Annotated in this window: 18 protein-coding genes; 13 read left to right on the top strand and 5 right to left on the bottom strand. The window is 40.4% G+C overall.

Going from position 1 to position 20570, the window contains the following annotated elements; genetic code table 11:
* The first annotated feature begins 111 nt into the window (after positions 1–111).
* The 9 genes from cysN (at position 112) to MTF64_RS11015 (ending at position 10983) form a co-directional block, all read left to right on the top strand.
* Complete coding sequence (gene cysN / locus MTF64_RS11055) at positions 112–1524, top strand: sulfate adenylyltransferase subunit CysN (protein ID WP_248451372.1); 1413 nt, start codon at positions 112–114, stop codon at positions 1522–1524.
* Positions 1525–1790: 266 nt separating this feature from the next.
* On the top strand, positions 1791–3527 hold the full coding sequence (locus tag MTF64_RS11050) for an SLC13 family permease (RefSeq protein ID WP_248451391.1): 1737 nt from the start codon (positions 1791–1793) through the stop codon (positions 3525–3527).
* 839 nt (positions 3528–4366) lie between these two features.
* Positions 4367–4978 (top strand): adenylyl-sulfate kinase, encoded by a 612-nt coding sequence (gene cysC, locus MTF64_RS11045; RefSeq protein ID WP_248451369.1) that lies wholly within the window; start codon positions 4367–4369, stop codon positions 4976–4978.
* 150 nt (positions 4979–5128) lie between these two features.
* Complete coding sequence (locus MTF64_RS11040; protein ID WP_248451367.1) at positions 5129–6085, top strand: DHHA1 domain-containing protein; 957 nt, start codon at positions 5129–5131, stop codon at positions 6083–6085.
* 58 nt (positions 6086–6143) lie between these two features.
* Complete coding sequence (locus tag MTF64_RS11035) at positions 6144–7310, top strand: nucleotide sugar dehydrogenase (protein WP_248451364.1); 1167 nt, start codon at positions 6144–6146, stop codon at positions 7308–7310.
* 83 nt (positions 7311–7393) lie between these two features.
* Entirely contained in the window at positions 7394–8398 is a 1005-nt protein-coding gene (locus MTF64_RS11030) for an NAD-dependent epimerase (RefSeq protein ID WP_248451362.1), read from the top strand.
* 158 nt (positions 8399–8556) lie between these two features.
* Entirely contained in the window at positions 8557–9438 is an 882-nt protein-coding gene (galU, locus tag MTF64_RS11025; RefSeq protein ID WP_096739071.1) for a UTP--glucose-1-phosphate uridylyltransferase GalU, read from the top strand.
* Between the two features lie 248 nt (positions 9439–9686).
* On the top strand, positions 9687–10460 hold the full coding sequence (locus MTF64_RS11020; protein WP_064386118.1) for a YggN family protein: 774 nt from the start codon (positions 9687–9689) through the stop codon (positions 10458–10460).
* Positions 10461–10629: 169 nt separating this feature from the next.
* The gene (locus MTF64_RS11015; protein ID WP_024032429.1) at positions 10630–10983 is read left to right on the top strand and encodes a four helix bundle protein; all 354 of its coding nucleotides are present in this window, start codon (positions 10630–10632) and stop codon (positions 10981–10983) included.
* A 61-nt stretch (positions 10984–11044) separates the two neighbouring features.
* Here the strand turns inward: MTF64_RS11015 and rsuA are convergent, their stop codons facing one another.
* Both rsuA and galE read right to left on the bottom strand, forming a co-directional pair.
* A complete protein-coding gene (gene rsuA / locus MTF64_RS11010) occupies positions 11045–11743 on the bottom strand; it encodes a 16S rRNA pseudouridine(516) synthase RsuA (RefSeq protein ID WP_248451361.1) in 699 nt (232 codons plus the stop codon).
* Positions 11744–12240: 497 nt separating this feature from the next.
* On the bottom strand, positions 12241–13257 hold the full coding sequence (galE, locus tag MTF64_RS11005) for a UDP-glucose 4-epimerase GalE (RefSeq protein WP_064386952.1): 1017 nt from the start codon (positions 13255–13257) through the stop codon (positions 12241–12243).
* A 187-nt stretch (positions 13258–13444) separates the two neighbouring features.
* Between galE and MTF64_RS11000 the strand changes: the two genes are divergently transcribed.
* The gene (locus MTF64_RS11000) at positions 13445–13936 is read left to right on the top strand and encodes a DUF3016 domain-containing protein (RefSeq protein WP_248451360.1); all 492 of its coding nucleotides are present in this window, start codon (positions 13445–13447) and stop codon (positions 13934–13936) included.
* A gap of 597 nt (positions 13937–14533) precedes the next feature.
* Here MTF64_RS11000 and MTF64_RS10995 read toward each other — a convergent pair.
* Complete coding sequence (locus tag MTF64_RS10995; RefSeq protein WP_004587953.1) at positions 14534–14824, bottom strand: hypothetical protein; 291 nt, start codon at positions 14822–14824, stop codon at positions 14534–14536.
* A gap of 82 nt (positions 14825–14906) precedes the next feature.
* Between MTF64_RS10995 and MTF64_RS10990 the strand changes: the two genes are divergently transcribed.
* The gene (locus tag MTF64_RS10990) at positions 14907–15116 is read left to right on the top strand and encodes a hypothetical protein (protein WP_024031488.1); all 210 of its coding nucleotides are present in this window, start codon (positions 14907–14909) and stop codon (positions 15114–15116) included.
* On the opposite strand, the gene epmB is transcribed toward MTF64_RS10990, so the two are convergent.
* On the bottom strand, positions 15113–16126 hold the full coding sequence (gene epmB / locus MTF64_RS10985; RefSeq protein ID WP_029773264.1) for an EF-P beta-lysylation protein EpmB: 1014 nt from the start codon (positions 16124–16126) through the stop codon (positions 15113–15115). The two genes, MTF64_RS10990 and epmB, sit on opposite strands and share 4 nt — an antisense overlap.
* A 41-nt stretch (positions 16127–16167) precedes the next feature.
* Between epmB and efp the strand changes: the two genes are divergently transcribed.
* A complete protein-coding gene (efp, locus tag MTF64_RS10980) occupies positions 16168–16734 on the top strand; it encodes an elongation factor P (RefSeq protein ID WP_004587956.1) in 567 nt (188 codons plus the stop codon).
* Positions 16735–16790: 56 nt separating this feature from the next.
* Positions 16791–17765, top strand: a complete 975-nt coding sequence (epmA, locus tag MTF64_RS10975; RefSeq protein WP_248451359.1) for an elongation factor P--(R)-beta-lysine ligase — start codon at positions 16791–16793, stop codon at positions 17763–17765.
* 640 nt (positions 17766–18405) lie between these two features.
* Here the strand turns inward: epmA and MTF64_RS10970 are convergent.
* The gene (locus tag MTF64_RS10970) at positions 18406–20523 is read right to left on the bottom strand and encodes a TonB-dependent receptor (RefSeq protein WP_248451357.1); all 2118 of its coding nucleotides are present in this window, start codon (positions 20521–20523) and stop codon (positions 18406–18408) included.
* Positions 20524–20570: the final 47 nt, after the last annotated feature.

Genomic DNA, 20570 nt, shown 5'->3' with positions numbered 1-20570 from the left:
TAGCTTATAGCTTATAGCTTATAGCTTATAGCTTATAGCTTATAGCTTATAGCTTATAGCTTATAGCTTATAGCTTATAGCTTACAGCTTACAGCTTATAAAGGACTTAAAATGACCGAACAAACACAACCAAACTTACTTGCTACAGATATTGAAGCTTACTTAAAAGTACACGAAAACAAAGACATGCTACGTATTTTAACATGTGGTAGCGTGGATGATGGTAAATCTACATTAATTGGCCGCTTGCTTTATGATAGCAAAATGATTTTTGAAGATCAGATGGCTGCCATCGAAAAGGATTCAAAACGTTTTAATACCACTGATAACGATTTTGACTTATCTCTTTTAGTGGATGGCCTGCAATCTGAGCGCGAGCAAGGTATTACGATTGATGTTGCGTACCGTTATTTTGCAACAGATCAGCGTAAATTTATTATTGCCGACACGCCTGGGCATGAGCAGTACACGCGTAATATGGCAACGGGTGCTTCTACGTGTGATTTAGCTATTATTTTAATTGATGCGCGCCACGGTGTGCAGGTGCAAACACGTCGCCATAGCTATATTTGCTCTTTATTGGGTATTAAAAACGTAGTTGTCGCTATTAATAAAATGGATGCGGTAGGTTACGAGCAGTCGGTTTATCAAAACATTAAAAAAGATTACCGCGAGTTTGCGCAGGATCTTTCGTTTGATGATGTACGTTTTGTGCCAATTTCGGCGCTACGTGGCGATAATGTGGTAAACGAAAGCGAAGCTATGAGCTGGTACCCTGGTTCAACGTTAATGAAGCTACTGAATACTGTACAAGTAAACCATGCGAAAAACGATGAGTTTAGGCTACAGGTGCAATATGTTAATCGCCCAAATCTAGACTTTAGGGGCTTTAGCGGTACGATTGCTGCGGGTGACATTAGAGTGGGCGACACAATTGCTTCACTACCTTCAGGTAAAGAGAGTAAGGTTAAATCAATAGTAACTTTTGATGGCGACCTAGAAAAAGCATCAGCAGGTATGGCTATTACATTAACACTTGAAGATGAAATAGATGTAAGCCGTGGTGATATGCTAGTACGTCCGCACCAAAAGCCACATTCAGCTGATAGCTTTGAAGCAGACGTAGTATGGATGACTGAAGAAGCTCTTCATGTAGACCGTGAATACGAAATTAAAGTAGGAAGTAAATCGGTTTATGGTTACGCTGAGGTTGTTAACTATAAGGTTGATGTGAACACGCTAGAGCAGCAAGAAGCATCACAATTAAATCTAAACGAAATTGGTAACTGCCAATTTGCATTAACAGCGCCCGTCCAATTTGATGCATATGATGTAAATAAACACACTGGTGCGTTTATTGTGATTGACCGTTTAACTAACGTAACGGTTGGTGCGGGTATGATACGTAAGCCATTAAACGGTAAAGGCAACAAGCCTAAAAGCGAGCACTCTGCGTTTGAAGTTGAGTTTAATGCGTTAGTTCGTAAGCACTTTCCTCATTGGGATGCAAAAGTAATCCGTTAGATTACTCGAGATATAGCGGGCTCTTTGAGAGCCCGCATTTTATTAACTAACCTGAACTCTGTTTAAGAGACTTACAAACATATTGAATTATAGTGATATTTAAATTTATTATCTCTAGCCAGAGATTTTCAATGAAAACAAGGCGAATTTACGCGTCAATAGCTGGCCTATTGCAAGTAAGTTTAACGCAGTTAGCACTGAAAATAGCTGCTAGAGATAGGTTTATTATCCAGGGTTCAGGTTAACTAAGGATGGCTACTTTAACCATGCCATTAGATGCATATCTAACGCTTTGTATTTTTGCTTTTACAATTTTAGGTTTAATTGTTTTACAAACGCGCCCTGTTGCTGTTTTTGGTGCAACACTTATTGCTTTAATCACTTGCGATTTAGTGACTAAAGATCAGTTTTTAACAAGTATTGCAAACCCTGGCCTTGTAACATTAATTTTGCTTGTTTTATGCTCCTTAGCACTTGAGAAAACTCGCTTGCTAAGAGTTATTGCCTCAAAAACTATTGTTGATAGCTACTTTTCGACTTGGTTTAGGTTGTTTGGTATTACCACTTTTTTTTCTTCTATATTAAATAATACTGCGGTTGTGGCTACGTTACTTTCGCCTATTAGGAATAACCCCCACCATTTTGCCAGTAAACTACTATTACCTTTATCGTATGCCTCTATTTTAGGTGGAACGCTTACGCTAATAGGTACTTCTACTAATTTAATCGTTAACTCAATGTATATTGAGGCGTCGGGTAAGTCGTTATCGTTTTTTTCATTTACTGCTGTGGGTGCTATTTTGGTACTTTGCTGTGGTTTAGCTATGTTTTTATGCACCCGAATGTTACCAAGTATTGAGCAAAATAATGCTACTTCAGAGGGGTATTTTATTGATGCTAAAGTTTCTACAGGCTCTGAGTTAGTTGGGCGCTCTGTTGAGGTTAATGGGCTTAGGCATTTGGAATCATTATTTTTAGTTGAAATAGTGCGATCAGGCAGGCTTATTAGCCCTGTTTCACCGGCGGAAGTAATTCAGCCTTCGGACAGACTTATTTTTTGCGGTGACATAACTAAATTATTGCAGCTAGGGCAGTTTTCAGGTTTAGAAATTTTTGCAGAAAAAAATGGTGCTTTAAATAGCAACCTTACTGAGGTAGTTGTTCGGTCTGAAAGTATAATTGTAGGGCGCACGCTTAAAACTACGGGATTTAGGGCATTGTTTGATGCTGCTGTAGTGGCAATAAGACGAGATGGTGAACAGGTTTCGGGTAAGCTAGGTGATGTAATAATTCGCTCTGGTGACTTTTTAGTGTTAGCCGTGGGTGATGATTATAAATCTCGAACAAATATAAATAAAAACTTTTTAACCTTATCTGGTGTAGAGCCTGAAAGTAGAATTAATGGCTGGCGAGCTTGGCTTTCCATTGGGGGCTTTGTAACCACAATAGCATTAGCGGCTGCTGGAGTGCTAGATTTATTAGAGGGGCTAGTATTATTGCTCGGGGGCCTTTTATTTACTCGTAGTTTAACTACTAATGAGTTAGTAAGACGGTTCCCGATTGATATATGGCTAGTGGTTTCATCTGCACTTTTACTGTCGAGTGCGCTGGTTAACTCTGGCGTGGTTGAATTGTTAGGTGGATTTATAGGTCAATTTGATGACCCTAGGTATGTGTACACTGCATTTGTATTAGTTTATGTAGTAACTTGGCTAATGACCGAGTTTGTAACTAATAACGCTGCTGCGGCGTTGATGTTTCCTATAGGCTATACCGTGGCTTTAGGGTTTGGTGTAGATGTGTTGCCTTTTGTAATGGCGGTAGCGTTTGCTGCAAGCGGAAGTTTTATTAGCCCGTATGGTTATCAAACTAACTTGATGGTATTTAATGCAGGTAATTACAGGTTAAACGACTTTGTAAAAATAGGCTTACCTATTAGCATAGTGTATGCGCTGGTTGTGCTGGTGTTTGTGCCTGTGTTTTTTCCTTTTAGTGTAAATTAGGGGCATTTTACGCGAGTAACTTACTGGCATTATTAATTACGGTTGCTTTTTAGTGTAGCGCCTCGGTGGTCACATTGTTTTGGGCTAAACGCACAAAGTGATTAAGAGATTGTTATCACCACAGATAACACAAAGAAGAAAAGGAGAAGTAATTATTCCTTGTAGACGCACAGCTTGCTGGCGTTATTAATATCTTCTCTGTGTAGCGCGCAGCGCCTCGGTGATCAAATTGTTTTGGGCTAAATGCATAAAGTGATTAAGAGATTGTTATCACCACAGAGAACACAGAGAACACAGAGAAAAGAAGGAGAAGTAATAGTTACTTGTAGACGCGCAGCTTGCTGGCGTTATTAATGCCTTCTCAGTGTAGCGCGCAGCGCCTCTGTGCTCTCGGTGGTAGATTTGTTTCTAAATAAACAACGAAGGTGATTTTATCACCACAGAGAACACAGAGAAGAGAAGGAGAAGTAATTTGTAGACGCGCAGCTTGCTGGCGTTATTAATATCTTCTCAGTGTAGCGCGCAGCGCCTTGGTGTCCTCGGTGGTAGATTTGTTTCTAAATAAACAACGAAGGTGATTTTATCACCACAGAGAACACAGAGAAGAGAAGGAGAAGTAATTATTACTTGTAGACGCACAGCTTGCTGGCGTTATAAATAACTTCTCAGTGTAGCGCGCAGCGCCTCTGTGCTCTCGGTGGTCAAATCGTTTTGAGTTAAGTTAAATGAGTGCTGCAAAGGTTAAAATATATGCATGGCTTTTCAATAGTCTTTTTACTTCTACACGCAAACACTTTTTAGTAGTAATATATTAGATAGTTTAGAACAAGGGTATTCCAATGAGCCAAGATGAAAATATAGTATGGCACGCTCAAACAGTGTCAAGAAAACAGAAGCAACAGCACAATGGTCATAAGCCTGTATTGCTTTGGTATACTGGCTTAAGTGGTTCAGGAAAATCTACAGTGGCAAATGCTGTTGAAGCAAAGCTATTTTCATTAGGCTGCCATACTTATTTGCTTGATGGCGATAATATACGCATGGGCTTAAATAAGGGGCTTACATTTAGTGATGAAGACCGTGTTGAGAATATTCGCCGCATAAGTGAAGTTGCTAAATTATTTGTAGATGCGGGCCTTATTGTATCTACTGCGTTTATTTCGCCATTTAAAGCTGACCGCGCTCAAGCTCGAAGTATAGTAAATGAAGGTGAGTTTGTAGAAGTGTTTATTGATACACCGCTTGCTGTTTGCGAAAGCCGCGATCCAAAGGGCTTATATAAGAAAGCGCGCGCAGGTGAAATACCAAACTTTACAGGGATTAGTTCAGCATTTGATGTGCCCGAAAACCCCGATATACATGTTAAAACAGCTGACCAAACCATTGAACAATGTGCAGAGCAAATTGTAGATTATTTGATAAAAAATAAAATTGTAGATACTAGCAGCTAACAGCTGTTGAGTATTAAGTTTATCAATTGGTTTGGCTTTACTTGCGAAAGCAATTATTTGTTGTTTTGCCGATAGTATAAAGATGCTTTTCCTAAGAACTGCCTTTAATTATATTGGTATACTTTTTCTATTTTGGTACTTGAGAGTATTATGAAATATGACATTTTTAACGGTGATGCCGATGGTATTATCGCTTTACTTCAGCTTCAATTAGCTAACCCTACCGATACAATTAAGGTAACAGGGGTAAAACGCGATATTCAACTAATGCAAAAAATCACACCAAAAGAGGGTGATTGCATTCGAGTGTTGGATATTTCAATGGAAAAAAATATGCCTGCGCTTCACGATGCTTTAAGTGCTGGAGCTCGTGTTATGTACGTAGATCACCATAAAGCTGGCGATATACCTAATCATGCTAATTTATATGCGCATATCGATCTTGATGCGAATATGTGTACCAGCTTAATCGTTAGTGATTTACTAGATAAGCAGTTTCACTTATGGGCTATTACAGCCGCTTACGGTGATAATTTATTTGCTAAAGCAGATAGCGAGGCTGACAAGTTAAATTTAAACGATTTACAAAAGTCACAGTTAAAAGCGTTTGGTACTTACATAAATTATAACGGCTACGGAAGTGAAGTGGCTGATTTACACTTCGCCCCAGAAAGTTTGTTTGAGCTTCTTTTACAATATAAATCGCCGTTTGATGCAATAAACGATAAAAGCTCGGTTTATTATACTCTTGAGCGAGCTTATAAAGCCGATATGGAAAAAGCAGCTAATGCACAAGTCCTTCATGATTGTGATACTGCCAAAGTAATTTTATTAGAAGATGCGGCTTGGGCTCGCCGGGTAAGTGGCGTTTTAGGTAACGATCTTGCTAATCAGTCTCCGAATAAGGCTCATGCAGTATTTACCTTTAATAACAAAGGCAGCTATTTAGTAAGTGTGAGAGCGCCGCTTAACAACAAACAAGGTGCTGTAGATATATGTAGTAAGTTTGCTACAGGTGGGGGCCGAGCTGCTGCCGCGGGCATTAATGAACTACCTAAATCACAAGTCGCTAGTTTTATTGAGCAGCTTGTAAGCTATTATGAGTAGAACTTTCACTACTTATATAAAATGCTTAATTTTAAACTTTTAATTTTAAAGGATTAATATGAAAATTGCAGTGGTAGGTACAGGCTATGTAGGCCTTTCAAATGCTATGCTCTTATCGCAATATAATGAAGTGGTTGCACTTGATATTGACGAAAAAAAAATAGCACTTTTAAGCGATAAGCAGTCACCAATTGTTGATAAAGAAATTAGCGAATTTTTAACACGTGATGACTTAAACTTTACAGCCACTACCGACAAAGTAGCCGCTTATAAAAACGCTGATTACGTAATTATAGCTACACCCACTGATTACGATGTTGAAAATAACTACTTTAATACTAGTTCTGTTGAAGCGGTAATTAAAGATACTATGGCGCATAACCCTAATGCAGTTATGGTGATTAAGTCGACTATTCCGGTAGGCTTTACTGCTGATATAAAGCAGCGGCTGAATGTTGAAAACTTAATATTTTCCCCTGAATTTTTACGTGAAGGAAAGGCGCTTTACGATAATTTGCACCCATCACGTATTGTTGTGGGCGAGCAAAGCGAGCGCGCAACTATTTTTGCTAACTTACTTAAGCAAGGTGCAATTAAGCAAGATGTTGAAGTGTTATTTACCGACTCAACAGAAGCCGAAGCTATTAAGTTATTTTCTAACACCTACCTTGCAATGCGAGTTGCTTATTTTAATGAGCTTGATAGTTATGCAGAAGCGCATGGGCTAAATAGTAAGCAGATTATCGAAGGTGTAGGGTTAGATCCACGTATTGGAAAGCATTACAATAATCCGTCGTTTGGCTATGGCGGCTACTGTTTACCAAAAGACACTAAACAATTGCGTGCTAATTACCAAAGTGTACCAAATAATATAATTGGCGCTATTGTAGACGCTAATACAACACGTAAAGACTTTATTGCTGACTCAATTATTAAGCGTAGCCCCAAAATCGTGGGCGTGTACCGTTTAGTAATGAAAACAGGCTCAGATAACTTTAGAGCCTCTGCTATTCAAGGCATTATGAAACGTATTAAAGCAAAAGGTATTGAGGTTGTCGTATTTGAGCCTGTTCTTGAAGAGAGCGAGTTTTATCATTCGCGCGTAATAAAAGACTTAAACGAATTTAAGCAGATATCTGATGTGGTGGTTTCTAACCGTATGGTTGAGGAGCTTAGCGACATTGCAGATAAAGTATATACGCGTGATTTATTTGGTAGTGATTGATTAGATAATAGCTGTTAGAGATTACTTTTAAAAGCCGCTGAAATGTATGTTGATGCGGCTTTTTTGCTTAAATTAGGAATTTTATGAAGTATTTAGTTACAGGGGCTGCGGGCTTTATTGGTGCTGCAACGTGTCAAAAATTATTAGCTGCGGGCCATATTGTAGTAGGTATTGATAATTTAAACGAGTATTACGATGTAAATTTAAAATTAGCACGTTTGGCGCAGTTTGAAAGCCACGATAACTTTACGTTTATTAAGCTCGATATAAGTGAGCGCTCAGTAATGAGCGAGTTATTTGTAGTACAACAGTTTGATAAAGTAATACATTTAGCTGCGCAAGCGAGCGTACGCTACTCAATAGAGAACCCAGATACATACGCCGACTCTAATTTAGTGGGGTACCTAAATGTACTCGAAGGGTGTAGGCATAACAATGTTAAGCACCTTGTTTATGCATCATCTAGCTCTGTTTATGGCCTAAATGAAAAAACGCCATTTGAAACTACCGATAGTGTTGATCACCCTGTATCGTTTTATGCGGCGACTAAAAAAGCTAATGAACTAATGGCTCACAGCTATTCGCATTTATATAGCTTACCAACTACTGGGCTGCGCTTTTTTACAGTTTATGGCCCGTGGGGTCGTCCTGATATGGCGCCGTATATTTTTACTAAAAAGATACTTGATGGGGATACTATTGATATAAATAACAATGGTGATATGTGGCGTGACTTTACTTACATTGACGATATTGTAGAAGCTGTTGTACGTGCTGCTGATGTTATACCTCAAGCAAACCCAGACTGGAGAGTAGAGAGCGGTTCGCCAGCTACTAGCTCTGCTCCTTATGCTATTTATAATATTGGCCATGGGAGTCCAATAAACCTAATGAAGTTTATTGAAGCAATTGAGGCCGAGCTTGGTATTGAGGCAAATAAAAACTTTCGCGAAATGCAAGCGGGTGACGTTTATAAAACATATGCCGACATGCAAGATTTGTTTAAAGTAACTGGCTACAAAGCCCAAGTAAATGTTAAGCAAGGCGTTAGAGAGCTAATAAAGTGGTATAAAAACTTTTATAAGTAAGCTTTATAGCGAGGTAAACACTGCTTTTTGAAATCAGTGTTTACTTAAAAATAGTTTAATTTACATTTTGATAGCTGATAGCTTCCCATTCATTCAGCCCCCATCTACATATAACCTGTTAACTTAAAAATAATTAATTTACAAACAAAGGACTACCAATGAAAGCTGTAATTCCTGTTGCCGGCCTTGGCACACGTATGTTACCTATGACTAAAGCAATTCCTAAAGAAATGCTACCAATTGTAGATAAACCATTGATTCAATACATAGTGAGTGAGTGTGTATCTGCAGGTATTAAAGATATTGTACTTGTAACACACAGCTCTAAAAACGCCATAGAAAACCACTTTGATACCAGCTACGAGCTTGAAGCAACCTTAGAAAAGCGCGTTAAGCGTGCGTTACTTGAAGAAGTACGCTCTATTTGTCCTACTGATGTAACGGTAATGAGTGTACGCCAAGGCGAAGCTAAAGGCCTAGGGCACGCTATTTTATGTGCAAAGCCAATTGTAGGTGATGACGACTTTATAGTATTACTCCCTGATGTAATACTTGATGCTTACACGGCCGATCAAAAAACTGAAAACCTAGCCGCGATGATCAAACGCTTTAACGAGACTAAAGCAAGTCAAATTATGCTAGAGCCAGTAGCACAAGATGATGTAAGTAAATACGGTATTGCTGATATTAACGGCGTACAGCTAACACCAGGTAACAGTGCGGCAATTAAAACAATGGTTGAAAAACCAGATGCCGACAAGGCACCTTCAAACCTTGCTGTAGTAGGGCGTTACGTATTGAGTAAAAGCATTTGGCCGCTACTTGCTAAAACGCCTGTGGGCGCTGGTGGTGAAATACAGTTAACAGACTCTATTGATGCGCTAATGACTCAAGAAACCGTTGAAGCATTTCATATGAGTGGTCGTTCTCACGACTGTGGCGATAAGCTAGGTTACTTAAAAGCGATTGTTGAATACGGCATGCGTGATAGTAAGCTTGGTGATGACTTTACTCGATACTTAAATAAACTTGCTAAATAGAACAACATCTTAACACTTTTTAGTTTTACATATGTGGATGGCTTTGTGCTAATGATTATAGCTATTGCGTATTGAATTGGGCATAGCAAGAATAGGTATTTAATTGCCGGTGATGTGAATGCTTCACCGGCTTTTTATTAAGAATATTTAACCTATTAATCCCATTATATGCTTCGCTAAATTTTCTTGCATAAAGTTGGTTTTTTGTTAACCTACTTGCCTTCCTTTTTTAGCTTGTTGAGGTGTATATGGCGTTGTTATCTCGTTCGATATTGGCGTTGTGTTTAGCACTTTCAAGCTCTGCTGTTTTAGCTCAGTCACAGTGTGATGTTGAGTTGAGTCATGGCTTAATAATTACCGACGACGTTATACGTATTCTTGATAAAGGCCAAACGCGCGTACAAATTAATAATAATAGCCAGCTTTTTATTCGAGGTTACTGGGTTGATTTAAGCACTGAAGAAAGCAAAGTACTTGAGCAATTTAGCCATGGTATTCGCCATACGGTGCCGGAGCTTGTTAATTTGGCTACCGATGGTGTTAACTTAGGTTTAAGCGCCATTGAACATGTAGTCGAGGGGATGTCTGACAAAGAGCCAGAGGTGCTAAAAACCCAGCTCCAGTACGTAGAGCGTGCACTTATGGACAAATTTAAGCGCGGTGATGACTTCTTTTTTATCGCGCCACAGTCGCTCTCGCAAATAGATGATTTTTTCACTAAAGAAATTAGCCAGCAAATACACTCTGCCGTACATGGCTCGTTAGGGGCTATTTTAATGTCGCTTGGTGATGCGTTTAAATCACGCGAAGGTAATATTGAAGACCGCATTAACGACATGGGCCAACGTATGGATATTATCTCTAAAGAAATAGATAAATCCCTGCAAAAAAAGGCTCAGCAACTTGAGCTTAAAGCCTCTGAATACTGTGAATGTTTAAACGCACTCGATGTGACCGAATCACGCTTGCAAGCGATTGTACCAGGCATGGCTGACTTTGATTTAGTGCAGATAAAATCGTAAGAAAAGTGGGGAGTTATAAGCTGTTAGTTATTAGCTTTTAGCTTTTAGCTTTTAGCTTTTAGCTGTCAGCTGTCAGCTGTCAGCTGTCAGTTTTAGGCTTTAATTGCGTTTAGGGTTTCTATTTCTTGAAATACTTCTAAGCTAACAGTAAATAGCTAGGATTTAGCCCATGAACTTTGAAAACTTGGAAGTATGGAAACGATCTGCTCGCTTAAGTGCTGATATTTATAAAGCGACTAGCACTATAAAAGATTACGGATTTAGAGATCAATTAACGCGCTCTGGCTTGTCTGTTCCTAGTAATATAGCCGAGGGAATGACAAGAGACAGCAATAAAGAAAAAGTGAGGTTTTTAGATATCGCTCGCTCATCAATAGCTGAAGCAAGAACGCAAATTTATATTGGAATAGATATTTGTTATATAGATAAGTCCGTTGGTCGAAAGTGGCTTGATGAAACCGTAGCGCTTTCAAAAATGTTGACTAGTTTAATCGCAACATTAAAAATGACCGCTGACCGCTGACCGCTGACCGCTGACCGCTGACCGCTGACCGCTGACCGCTGACCGCTGACCGCTGACCGCTCTATAGTTTTACCTCTCCCTCTTTTAACTCCCTATACTCTCCACTTGCTAAGTTTTCGTCCAGTATAATATTACCTATTTGCTCGCGGTGTAGCTCTACCACTTTGTTACCTACCGCGGCTAACATGCGTTTAACTTGGTGGTATTTACCTTCGCTGATTGATAAACGTAAGCTGTAGGTGGCAAGTGCTTCTGCTTTAGCTGGACGGGTGAGATCTTTTTCGTTGTGAAGTTGTACGCCGTTGCGTAGTTGCTCTAATGCTTCTTCGGTTATAGGCTCTTGTGTTTCTACTAAGTAGGTTTTTAATTTGTTGTGCTTTGGCGAGGTAATACGGTGCGACCAATCGCCATCGTTAGTAATAAGTACTAAGCCGGTGGTGTCTATATCAAGGCGACCTGCTACATGAAAGTCGGCCATATTTGGCTCATCGAGTAAATCAAATACGGTGGGGTGTAGTTCATCTACATTGGCACACACGTAGCCTACAGGTTTGTGTAGCATGAAGTAGCGTTTGCCTAAAAATACCATAGGCTCACCAGCAAATGTTACTTCATCTTGCTGGGTTACTTGAAAATCGAACGTGCTAACAACTTCCCCATTTACTTGCACTTCTTGGCGTTTAATACCCGCGCGAGCTTTTGAGCGTGGTAGCTCGGCTAGGTGGCTAATAAATTTATCTAAGCGGCAAGGGAATTTCATTTTGGTTCACATTTTTAGTCGGCTACAATGGCGGCGATTATAGCCGATAGTGAAACCCCATGTCAGTAAACTACCCACAAATTTTAAGGCTTTACCAAGCAAAAATAGATGCGGGTGAACTGTGCTTTAGAAGGTAACGTTGTAGTCGCGGCTTTATGCCGCGTATTGAGTATTAGCAGTTTTGCGTGAGCAAGCTTCACGCCTACGACATTGTGTTTTTAAGTAGGCGCCTTGCTTGCTGGCGCATTTGGTATTTATACCGCGTTAAAATAATAAACCCAGACGCGAGATAAACTCGCTGCTACTTATATGTTTTCTCATTTACTCCTCATTTTCTTCTCTTTGTGCAATAGGGGGTTTAGTTATTTATTCACAAAGAGATTAAGAGAGGCTGCGCTTTAGAGGGTAACGTTGTAGTCGCGGCTTTATGCCGCGTATTGAGTATTAGCAGTTTTGCGTGAGCAAGCTTCACACCTAAAATTAAAAAGTATGTTTAATTAACTTTTATAACCATTAGGGTTATTTGATTGCCAACGCCATGTGTCTTCCATCATGGCATCTATTCCACGCACCGCTTCCCAGCCTAGCTCATTAAGTGCTTTTTCTGGCGCGGCGTAACATGCAGCAATATCGCCAGGGCGACGAGGCGATACTTGATAAGGAACGTCTTGGCCGCTGGCTTTTATAAAGGCGTTAACCATTTGCAGTACAGAGTAACCATTGCCTGTGCCAAGGTTATATACAAGTGCGCCGGTATTGTTGGCAATTTTATCAAGCGCTTTTAAGTGCCCCATTGCTAAATCTACAACGTGAATATAGTCGCGCACACCAGTGCCATCAACGGTGTCGTAGTCATCACCAAATACAGCAAGCTGCTTTAATTTACCTACTGCAACTTGGGCAATAAATGGTAATAAGTTATTAGGAATACCATTTGGATCTTCGCCAATTAAGCCTGACTCATGTGCGCCCACTGGGTTAAAGTAGCGTAAAATAGCAAATGCAAAACGCTCATCTGATTTAGCAATATCTTGCAGCATCATCTCAACCATCAGTTTTGATGTGCCGTACGGATTAGTTGTGCCACCTACCGGGAAGTCTTCTTTAATTGGTAAGCTTGCAGGGTCGCCGTAAACTGTGGCTGATGAACTAAATACTAATTTAAATACGCCTGCATCACGCATGGCATCTACAAGTGTAAGCGTACCTTGTACGTTTGTTTGATAGTACTCAACAGGTTTAGCTACCGACTCACCTACTGACTTTAAGCCAGCAAAATGAATCACACTCTCTATAGTGTGCCTTGTAAAAATGGCATCTAAAAAAACTTTATCAAGAATGTCGCCTTGGTAAAACGTGGCTTCTTTGCCTGTGATTTGCTTTACGCGTGCAAGCGACTCTTTTGATGCGTTGCTTAAGTTATCAACAACAACAACTTCGCTGCCTTGCTGTAAAAGTTCTAAAACGGTGTGTGAGCCTATGTAGCCTGCGCCGCCTGTTACTAAAATTGCCATGAATGCTCCGTGGATACCTTTTTCAATTATCTTAATTTCATCACATATTCTTAGTATTTACATGCTTTATTTTAAAAGCGTATTAAAATAGGTTAATTAAGTAATGGTTAATAAACTAGTGTTAAACTTGTATGGTCTATTACTGGGCTAAGTCTAAATAATTAGTACTGCCCCTTTGGAGAATGCTATGAATTCAGTTAAAACAATCGCTATGGCAATGTGTATTACATTACCTGCATTTGCACACGCTGGAGAATCTGTAGTTAAGTGGCAAGATTTTAAAGACTACCGCGATGTGCGCGCTTCTAGCCAGGGTAAAGCGTCGTACCATAAACAAATTGCTACTCAGTTCGAAAAACATTTTTCTAAACTGGCCGAGCAATTGCCAAAAGGCTACAAGCTAAATTTAGAAATAACCGATATCGATTTAGCAGGGGACGTGCGCTATGGCGGTATGGATGAAATACGCGTAGTAAAACCTATTTATTTTCCGCGCATTAAGCTCAATTACTCGCTAAGCGATAATAAAGGGAGTGTAGTGAGTGAAGAGGACGATGTAGAGCTTAAAGACATGGGCTTTATGGATAAAATAAAAATGGGTCGCGACGAGCCGTTTTTTTATGAAAAACGCTTAATAACCGAATGGTTTGGCGAGCAAATTTTAGCAAATTTAGATTAGGTAGTATTGCGTGAGTAGGCTTCACTGCTTCGATTGAAAACATAGAGGTGTTAAGTATCACCTAGTAGACACGCAGCTTGCTGGCGTTTAAAAGCAGTGGTTATTATTATATTTTAAAACCATGAGAAGCTTCAGTTCTAACGTGAGCAAGCGCTACGTCTACAGCCCAAACAAGCTCCGTGGTTAAATTTATTGTAGGCGCATTGCTTGCTGGTTCATTTGGAATTTATGCTGCGTATATTTATTAATGCAAAATATCCGACGCGAGGTAAACTCGCTGCTACTAGCTCTGCACTCCATTTTTTCAAGAAATTAAAAAATTAAAAAATTAATCCACAAAAAGATTAAGAGACGCTGTGCTTTAGAGGAAAAGATAAGCTTAAAATAAGTATTTGTCTTGTTTTCTCATTTATTCCTCTTTCACTTCTCTTTGTGCAAAATATTAAGTTATTTATTCACTGAAAGGTTAAGAGGCGGGTCGCTTTAGAGGCGGCACATTATGTTTATATTTTGCGTGAGCAAGCTTCACGCCTACTAATAAAAAGCACCGTGTTAATTGCAAACGCGGTGCTTAATATTTATTCTTGCTTACCGCTATTACTTAAACGTAGCGAGCAGGGTAAGTAACTGTTGTAGCTTAATAACCGTTGTTTTAAGCTTTTCTTCATCAAAACCATCTGTGCTTAAGCTTTCTACATCGGCTGCTACATCAAGTACGTATGGCTTAAAGCGTTTAGCTTCAAAACTAAATCCGGCATCGGCTGGGAACAAGGCTTTAAATTTACCGTGGCCTTGTTGCTGTAGCTCATCTAGTTTTTTGTCGGCATCAAGTGCTTGGCGATAAACAATTTTTAAGTTAGCGTTGAGTTGTTCAATTATAGAATCCATGGTTTTCCTAAAGCTTTGTACTGCATTGCCGATATAGTACTTGGATTACATTTAAATGTCAGGTTGATTAAGGCTTATAACGATGAATATATCAGGTGGAAATCTACCCGCTATGTCTAGCTCTGGCCAAGGTGGTGAAGTATATACCGCTGCTTTGTCTAAAAAGCAGCAATTAGCAGATGGCGCAGCAGCACTTGCACTAATTGAAGGTGCTGCCCAACCAACAAGTGCGCAATCACCGGCTCAGTCGGTTACTGCAACACTGGGTAACAATGTAAATATATACGTTTAAACTAACTTAAGGTCGATAGGTGTTTTGCTTTTTTGACCGCCTATTTCTCTTACTAATTTAGGCACTAAAAATCCAGGCAGGGCTTTTAATAGTTCTGCCATTATTTTTATTGCCTGTGGCTCTTCTATATCAAAGTGGCTTGCGCCTTCAACCTTATCTAGCAAATATAAATAGTAAGGCAGTACGTCTGCATCAAATAACGCCTCACTTAAATTTATTTGTGCCTCAACGGTGTCGTTCACCTCTTTTAAAATAACTGCTTGGTTTAATAACGTTACGCCTGCTTGCTTTAGCTTTTGCATGGCGGCTTTAAACTCGTCGTCTATTTCGTTGGCGTGATTTATATGGTTAATAAATATAATTTTTAGCGGTGATTGCTTTAGCCTCGCGCATAGCTCATCGGTAATTCGCGCAGGTATTACCACAGGTAATCGGCTGTGTATTCGCATACGTTTAATTTGAGGTAATTGTTCAAGCTCATCTAAAAACCAGCTAATGGCATCGTCTTTGGCCATAAGTGGGTCGCCACCACTTAAAATCACTTCGTTTATGTTGGCATCTGATTTTATATAGCTCAGCGCATCAAGCAGGCTTTTTTTATTAAGCTGGTTTTCTTGATACGGGAAGTGGCGCCTAAAGCAGTAACGGCAATTTACTGCACAGCCAGTTTTAAACATAATTAAAACACGGGATTTATATTTATGTAAAAGCCCAGGCTGTTCGTTGTCTTGCTCTAGTAAAGGGTCTTTATTAAAACCTGTTTTGGTTAAAAACTCTTGATGGCGTGGCATAACTTGTAGCAATAAGGGGTCGTTTGCATCGCCCTTGCGTATTTTTTTTATAAAAGGGACTGGCACGCGTACCGGAAATAAACTGCGGGCTTTTAGGTCGTTTTCATGGGCTTGGCTCGATAAACCGACCATTTCAAGCAAGGTTTTTGGGCAGGTAACTACATTTGCTAATTCTTTTTGCCAGTTTTTATGCAAATTTGCTTCATTTCTTTGTATCATTGGCACGTAGATTACTCGAAAAAAATTAAATAGAGGAAACGATGGCGAATTATAGCACCAACGAGTTCAAGGGCGGCCTAAAAATTATGATGGACGGCGAACCTTGCAGTATTTTAGAAAATGAAATGGTAAAACCTGGTAAAGGCCAAGCGTTTAACCGTGTTCGTATCCGCAAACTTATCTCTGGTAAGGTGCTTGAAAAAACCTTTAAATCGGGTGAATCAGTTGAAGGCGCCGATGTAATGGATACCGACTTAGCGTACCTATACACAGACGGTGAGTTTTGGCATTTCATGAACAACGAAACATTTGAACAAATTGCCGCTGACGAAAAAGCACTTGGCGATGCCGTTAAATGGTTAGTTGAAAACGATGTATGTACTATTACATTATGGAACGGTAGCCCAATCGCGGTTACTCCACCTAACTTTGTTGAGCTTGAGATCACTGAAACTGATCCAGGCCTTAAAGGCGATACAGCGGGCACAGGCGGTAAACCTGCAACGCTTAGCACTGGTGCAGTAGTACGCGTTCCATTATTCGTACAAATTGGTGAAGTAATTAAAGTAGACACCCGTAGCGGTGAATACGTAGGCCGTGTTAAGTAAGCTTGAGTACGGTTTATAAAATCCCGGCTTAAGCTGGGATTTTTTTTGGAGAAAATATGTCAGCAACACCTTGGGCACCTAGTGCAAGCATAAACACCCTTAAGCAGCGTGCAGCCATACTGCGAACCATTCGTGAGTTTTTTTATACGCGTAATGTAATGGAAGTAGAAACACCGAGCTTAAGCAGTGCCAGTGTAACCGATGTGCATTTAGCAAGTTTTAATACGCAGTTTGTAGGCCCAGGCCACGCTGGTGGCTTGCCGCTTTATTTACAAACATCGCCTGAATTTGCAATGAAACGTTTGCTAGCAGCAGGCTCAGGGCCCATATTTCAGCTTTGTAAGGCATTTAGAAATGAAGAAGCGGGACGCCATCATAACCCCGAATTTACCATGCTTGAGTGGTATCGCCCTGGGTTTGATGAGTTTGCATTAATGGATGAAATGGATGAGCTAATGCAGCTCATTTTAAATGTAGAGCCTGCAGAGCGACTGACTTACCAACAAGCGTTTGAGCAAGTGTTAGCGCTTGACCCATTAACAGCTACGCTTAGACAATTGCAAACGCTTGCCAGCGATCACGGCTTTGCCGATATAGCCAAAAACGAAACCAATAAAGATACCTTACTGCAGCTGTTATTTTGTATGAAAGTAGAGCCAACTATTGGGCAAACTAAGCCGTGTTTTGTGTATCACTTTCCGGCATCGCAAGCGGCACTGGCACAGATTTGTGAGCATGATAACCGCGTAGCAGGGCGCTTTGAGCTTTATTATAAAAATATGGAATTAGCGAACGGCTTTAATGAGCTAACTAATGCTAAAGAGCAGGCAAAGCGCTTTGATGAAGATAACGCTTATCGCGCCGCCAATGGGTTAAACCACGTGCCTATGGATAAGCGTTTAATCGCCGCACTTGAGCACGGCTTACCGCAATGTGCAGGTGTTGCGATGGGGATAGACAGGTTAGTTATGCTAGCCACCGCTAAAGATACAATAAAAGAAGTCATCGCGTTTGATGTAGATAGGGCGTAACGCTTTACCTGCAGGCGTGGCTTTATGCCGCGTTAAAACAATAAACCCAAACGCGAGGTAAACTCGCTGCTACTTGTATGTTTTCTCATTTACTCCTCTTTTTATTCTCTTTGTGCAATAAAGGTTAAGTTATTTCTTCACAAAGAGGTTAGGAGGCGCTGCGCTTTAGAGGGTCATGTTGTAGTCGCGGCTTTATGCCGCGTGTTTTGTATTAAATGCCAGACGGGAGATAAACTCGCTGCTACTTGTGTGTTTCTCAGTGTAGTGGCAGTGCCTCGGTGTTCTCGGTGGTAAAAGCGTTTTGTTCTAGTGCATCAGTAATTAAGAAATTATTATCACCACAGAGAACACGGAGAAGTGAAGGAGAAGAGCAAACAACGTCTCAGTGTAGCGCGCTGCGCCCTCGGTGGTCAAAATTGTTCTTTTAAGTAAAAACTAAAGAAATTTTATCACCACAGAAAACATGCAGTAGTGAAGAAGTAATAATTAATTGTAAACGCCTTGCTTGCTGGCGCGTTGAAATAAAATTTATTTACGCTTTTTCTTTTTGCGTGAGCAAGCTTCACGCCTACCAATAAAAAAGCACCGCGTTTATTGTAAACGCGGTGCTTAATATTTATTTTTGCTAACAGCTTAAAGCTTACAGCTCTAACGTAAACGTTATACCCGCTACTCTTGGCTCACCTAATTGTACGTAGGTGTGTGTAGCGTAACCATCAAGTGGGTCGTTACCAAACTCAAAGCCGCGGGTTGGTACTTCTTCGTCAAATACGTTACGTGCCCATGCGCGCACTGCCCACATGTCGGCTTCGTAGCCTAAACTTAGGTTTACTAAATTGCTGCTGGGTGCTTTTGAATTATGGCTATCTGAGAAGTAGTAATCGTCCTTACCTTCAACACCAATCATACCGTACAGCTCATTAGTAAAGTTGTAACGTGCGCTAAATGCGTATTGGTATTTAGGTGATTGCGCTTGCTCACGACCGTCTTGATTTAAGCCAGATTGCGTTACAAAGTCGTCAATTTCTGTGTTTAAGTAACCGGCACTACCTGTTAAGAATAAATCTTCGGTAAGTTGGTAACTACCTTCAACTTCTAGCCCGTAGTTGCTACCAGAGCTTGCGTTATCAACGTAGCCTGTAAATTGCTGACCTTCTACTTGCCATGCTTTTAGCTGTATGTTGTCGCGGTGCATATAAAATGCTGCTAAACGCAGGGTAAATTTATCATCAAGCGATGAACCCTTAACGCCAAACTCGCCGCTCCAAAGGTATTCTGGGTCAAAGCTTGTATGCTGCTGGAAAAAATCAGCATCTAGGTTTAAGCCTTCATCTTTAGCTTTGGCTAATGCTTCTGAATTAATACCGCCAGCTTTATAACCACGGGTAATGCTGGTGTAGATCATAGTGCGATCAATCACTTGGTATTCAAGTGCTATTTTACCGCCTACCATTACGTCCTCAGTCTCTTCAATAAAGCCGTTGCTGTCGGTGTAATCACCTTGGTATTGCTCTACACGTAAACCGGTAATGAGCGTGGTTTTAGGGCCTATAGGTGTGGCTACTTGGCCGTAAACAGCTACGTTACTGGTTTCGTAGGTTGATGCAAATGGACTTGCAAGCCAAGTGTATTCGCGCTCTAAATCTACGTCGCGGTTTTGATAGTAAACACCGGCAACCCAATTACCTGTTTTAGAATTAAATTGTAAATTAGCCGATTGATCATCGCGATCACGCGTGTACACATCGGTTGAGCTATAACCCCAAGGATGTAAGCCAGCTGCACATAATTGTGGCTCGCTTGCATCGTTACATACCCAGTCTTCATCAAAGCTGTAAAGTAGCTCTGTATCAATGGCTGAAAGGTTTAAGCTTACATCAAAGGCATCAAAACCTGTGTAGGTATTATTAATACCAATGGCGTAGCTTTGTTGATTATCTTGGCCTGGCTCGTCGGCTACACTATTACGGCTGTTATCAAGCGTGAACGCATCGTAGCCGTTGTTTATATCTATGTAGTGCAGGTTTAACTCTGTGTTTAAATGCTCAGTAAGTTGGCTGTTTAATTTAAAGCGGGCTACTTGCTCATCCTGTTGTTGAGTTTCGTCGTTTAAATATAGGTTATCTACGTAGCCATCTGATTTTCTGCGAAAGTAGCTGACGCGGGCACTTGTGTCGTCGGTTAATCCTGTACTTGCTGCAAGGCCTGCTTCGCGCGAGTTATAAGTACCCATACCCACTTGTAATTTTAAGCTCGGATCGGCAGTTGCCTGAGCTGATTCCATTTGGATCATACCGGCCATGCCGTCTGCACCAAAGCGAGTGCCTTGCGGGCCGCGGTAAATTTCTACCTGGTCTATATCAAATAATAATGAGCTGCCACCTAAACCCGAGTAGTTAATTCCGTCAATAACTAAGCCAACCGATGGGTTAATTGGATCTACAAATTGTGAACGAAGTCCCACTCCACGAATTTGAATATAACGACCACGAGAGGCACCAGATGTAAAGTTTACGTTGGCTGTACTACCTAGCATTTCGTCTAAGTAACTTGCACCACGTTGATTAATTTCATCTTTGCTAAATAGGCTAGCGCTAGCGCTTAATGTTTGAATGCTTTCACGTTGAAAGTCGCCTGTAACAACAATTCGTTCTAGGTCGCTGTCATCAGCGTTTGCTATAAGTGGTGTACTAATTAGCGGTAATAACGCCGCAGTAATTAAAGACAAACGTAAGTTCATTAGGTTACTTAACTCCATTTTGGGGACTCGTATGGTAGCAATTATTTTAATACTTGTGTTATAAC

Source organism: Pseudoalteromonas sp. 2CM41L (assembly GCF_023161905.1).
Classification (GTDB): domain Bacteria; phylum Pseudomonadota; class Gammaproteobacteria; order Enterobacterales; family Alteromonadaceae; genus Pseudoalteromonas; species Pseudoalteromonas atlantica.
The sequence above is the reverse complement of the archived record's forward strand: the minus strand, read 5'-3'. Positions and strand labels throughout refer to the sequence as shown.

Coding starts and splice junctions, on each gene's coding strand:
- MTF64_RS11040 (WP_248451367.1), top strand. CDS start 5,129: ATGAAATATGACATTTTTAACGGTGATGCCGATGGTATTATCGCTTTA.
- MTF64_RS11030 (WP_248451362.1), top strand. CDS start 7,394: ATGAAGTATTTAGTTACAGGGGCTGCGGGCTTTATTGGTGCTGCAACG.
- MTF64_RS10970 (WP_248451357.1), bottom strand. CDS start 20,523: ATGGAGTTAAGTAACCTAATGAACTTACGTTTGTCTTTAATTACTGCG.
- MTF64_RS11050 (WP_248451391.1), top strand. CDS start 1,791: ATGCCATTAGATGCATATCTAACGCTTTGTATTTTTGCTTTTACAATT.
- MTF64_RS11020 (WP_064386118.1), top strand. CDS start 9,687: ATGGCGTTGTTATCTCGTTCGATATTGGCGTTGTGTTTAGCACTTTCA.
- MTF64_RS10990 (WP_024031488.1), top strand. CDS start 14,907: ATGAATATATCAGGTGGAAATCTACCCGCTATGTCTAGCTCTGGCCAA.
- galE (WP_064386952.1), bottom strand. CDS start 13,257: ATGGCAATTTTAGTAACAGGCGGCGCAGGCTACATAGGCTCACACACC.
- MTF64_RS11035 (WP_248451364.1), top strand. CDS start 6,144: ATGAAAATTGCAGTGGTAGGTACAGGCTATGTAGGCCTTTCAAATGCT.
- cysC (WP_248451369.1), top strand. CDS start 4,367: ATGAGCCAAGATGAAAATATAGTATGGCACGCTCAAACAGTGTCAAGA.
- MTF64_RS10995 (WP_004587953.1), bottom strand. CDS start 14,824: ATGGATTCTATAATTGAACAACTCAACGCTAACTTAAAAATTGTTTAT.
- cysN (WP_248451372.1), top strand. CDS start 112: ATGACCGAACAAACACAACCAAACTTACTTGCTACAGATATTGAAGCT.
- MTF64_RS11015 (WP_024032429.1), top strand. CDS start 10,630: ATGAACTTTGAAAACTTGGAAGTATGGAAACGATCTGCTCGCTTAAGT.
- epmB (WP_029773264.1), bottom strand. CDS start 16,126: ATGATACAAAGAAATGAAGCAAATTTGCATAAAAACTGGCAAAAAGAA.
- efp (WP_004587956.1), top strand. CDS start 16,168: ATGGCGAATTATAGCACCAACGAGTTCAAGGGCGGCCTAAAAATTATG.
- rsuA (WP_248451361.1), bottom strand. CDS start 11,743: ATGAAATTCCCTTGCCGCTTAGATAAATTTATTAGCCACCTAGCCGAG.
- MTF64_RS11000 (WP_248451360.1), top strand. CDS start 13,445: ATGAATTCAGTTAAAACAATCGCTATGGCAATGTGTATTACATTACCT.
- galU (WP_096739071.1), top strand. CDS start 8,557: ATGAAAGCTGTAATTCCTGTTGCCGGCCTTGGCACACGTATGTTACCT.
- epmA (WP_248451359.1), top strand. CDS start 16,791: ATGTCAGCAACACCTTGGGCACCTAGTGCAAGCATAAACACCCTTAAG.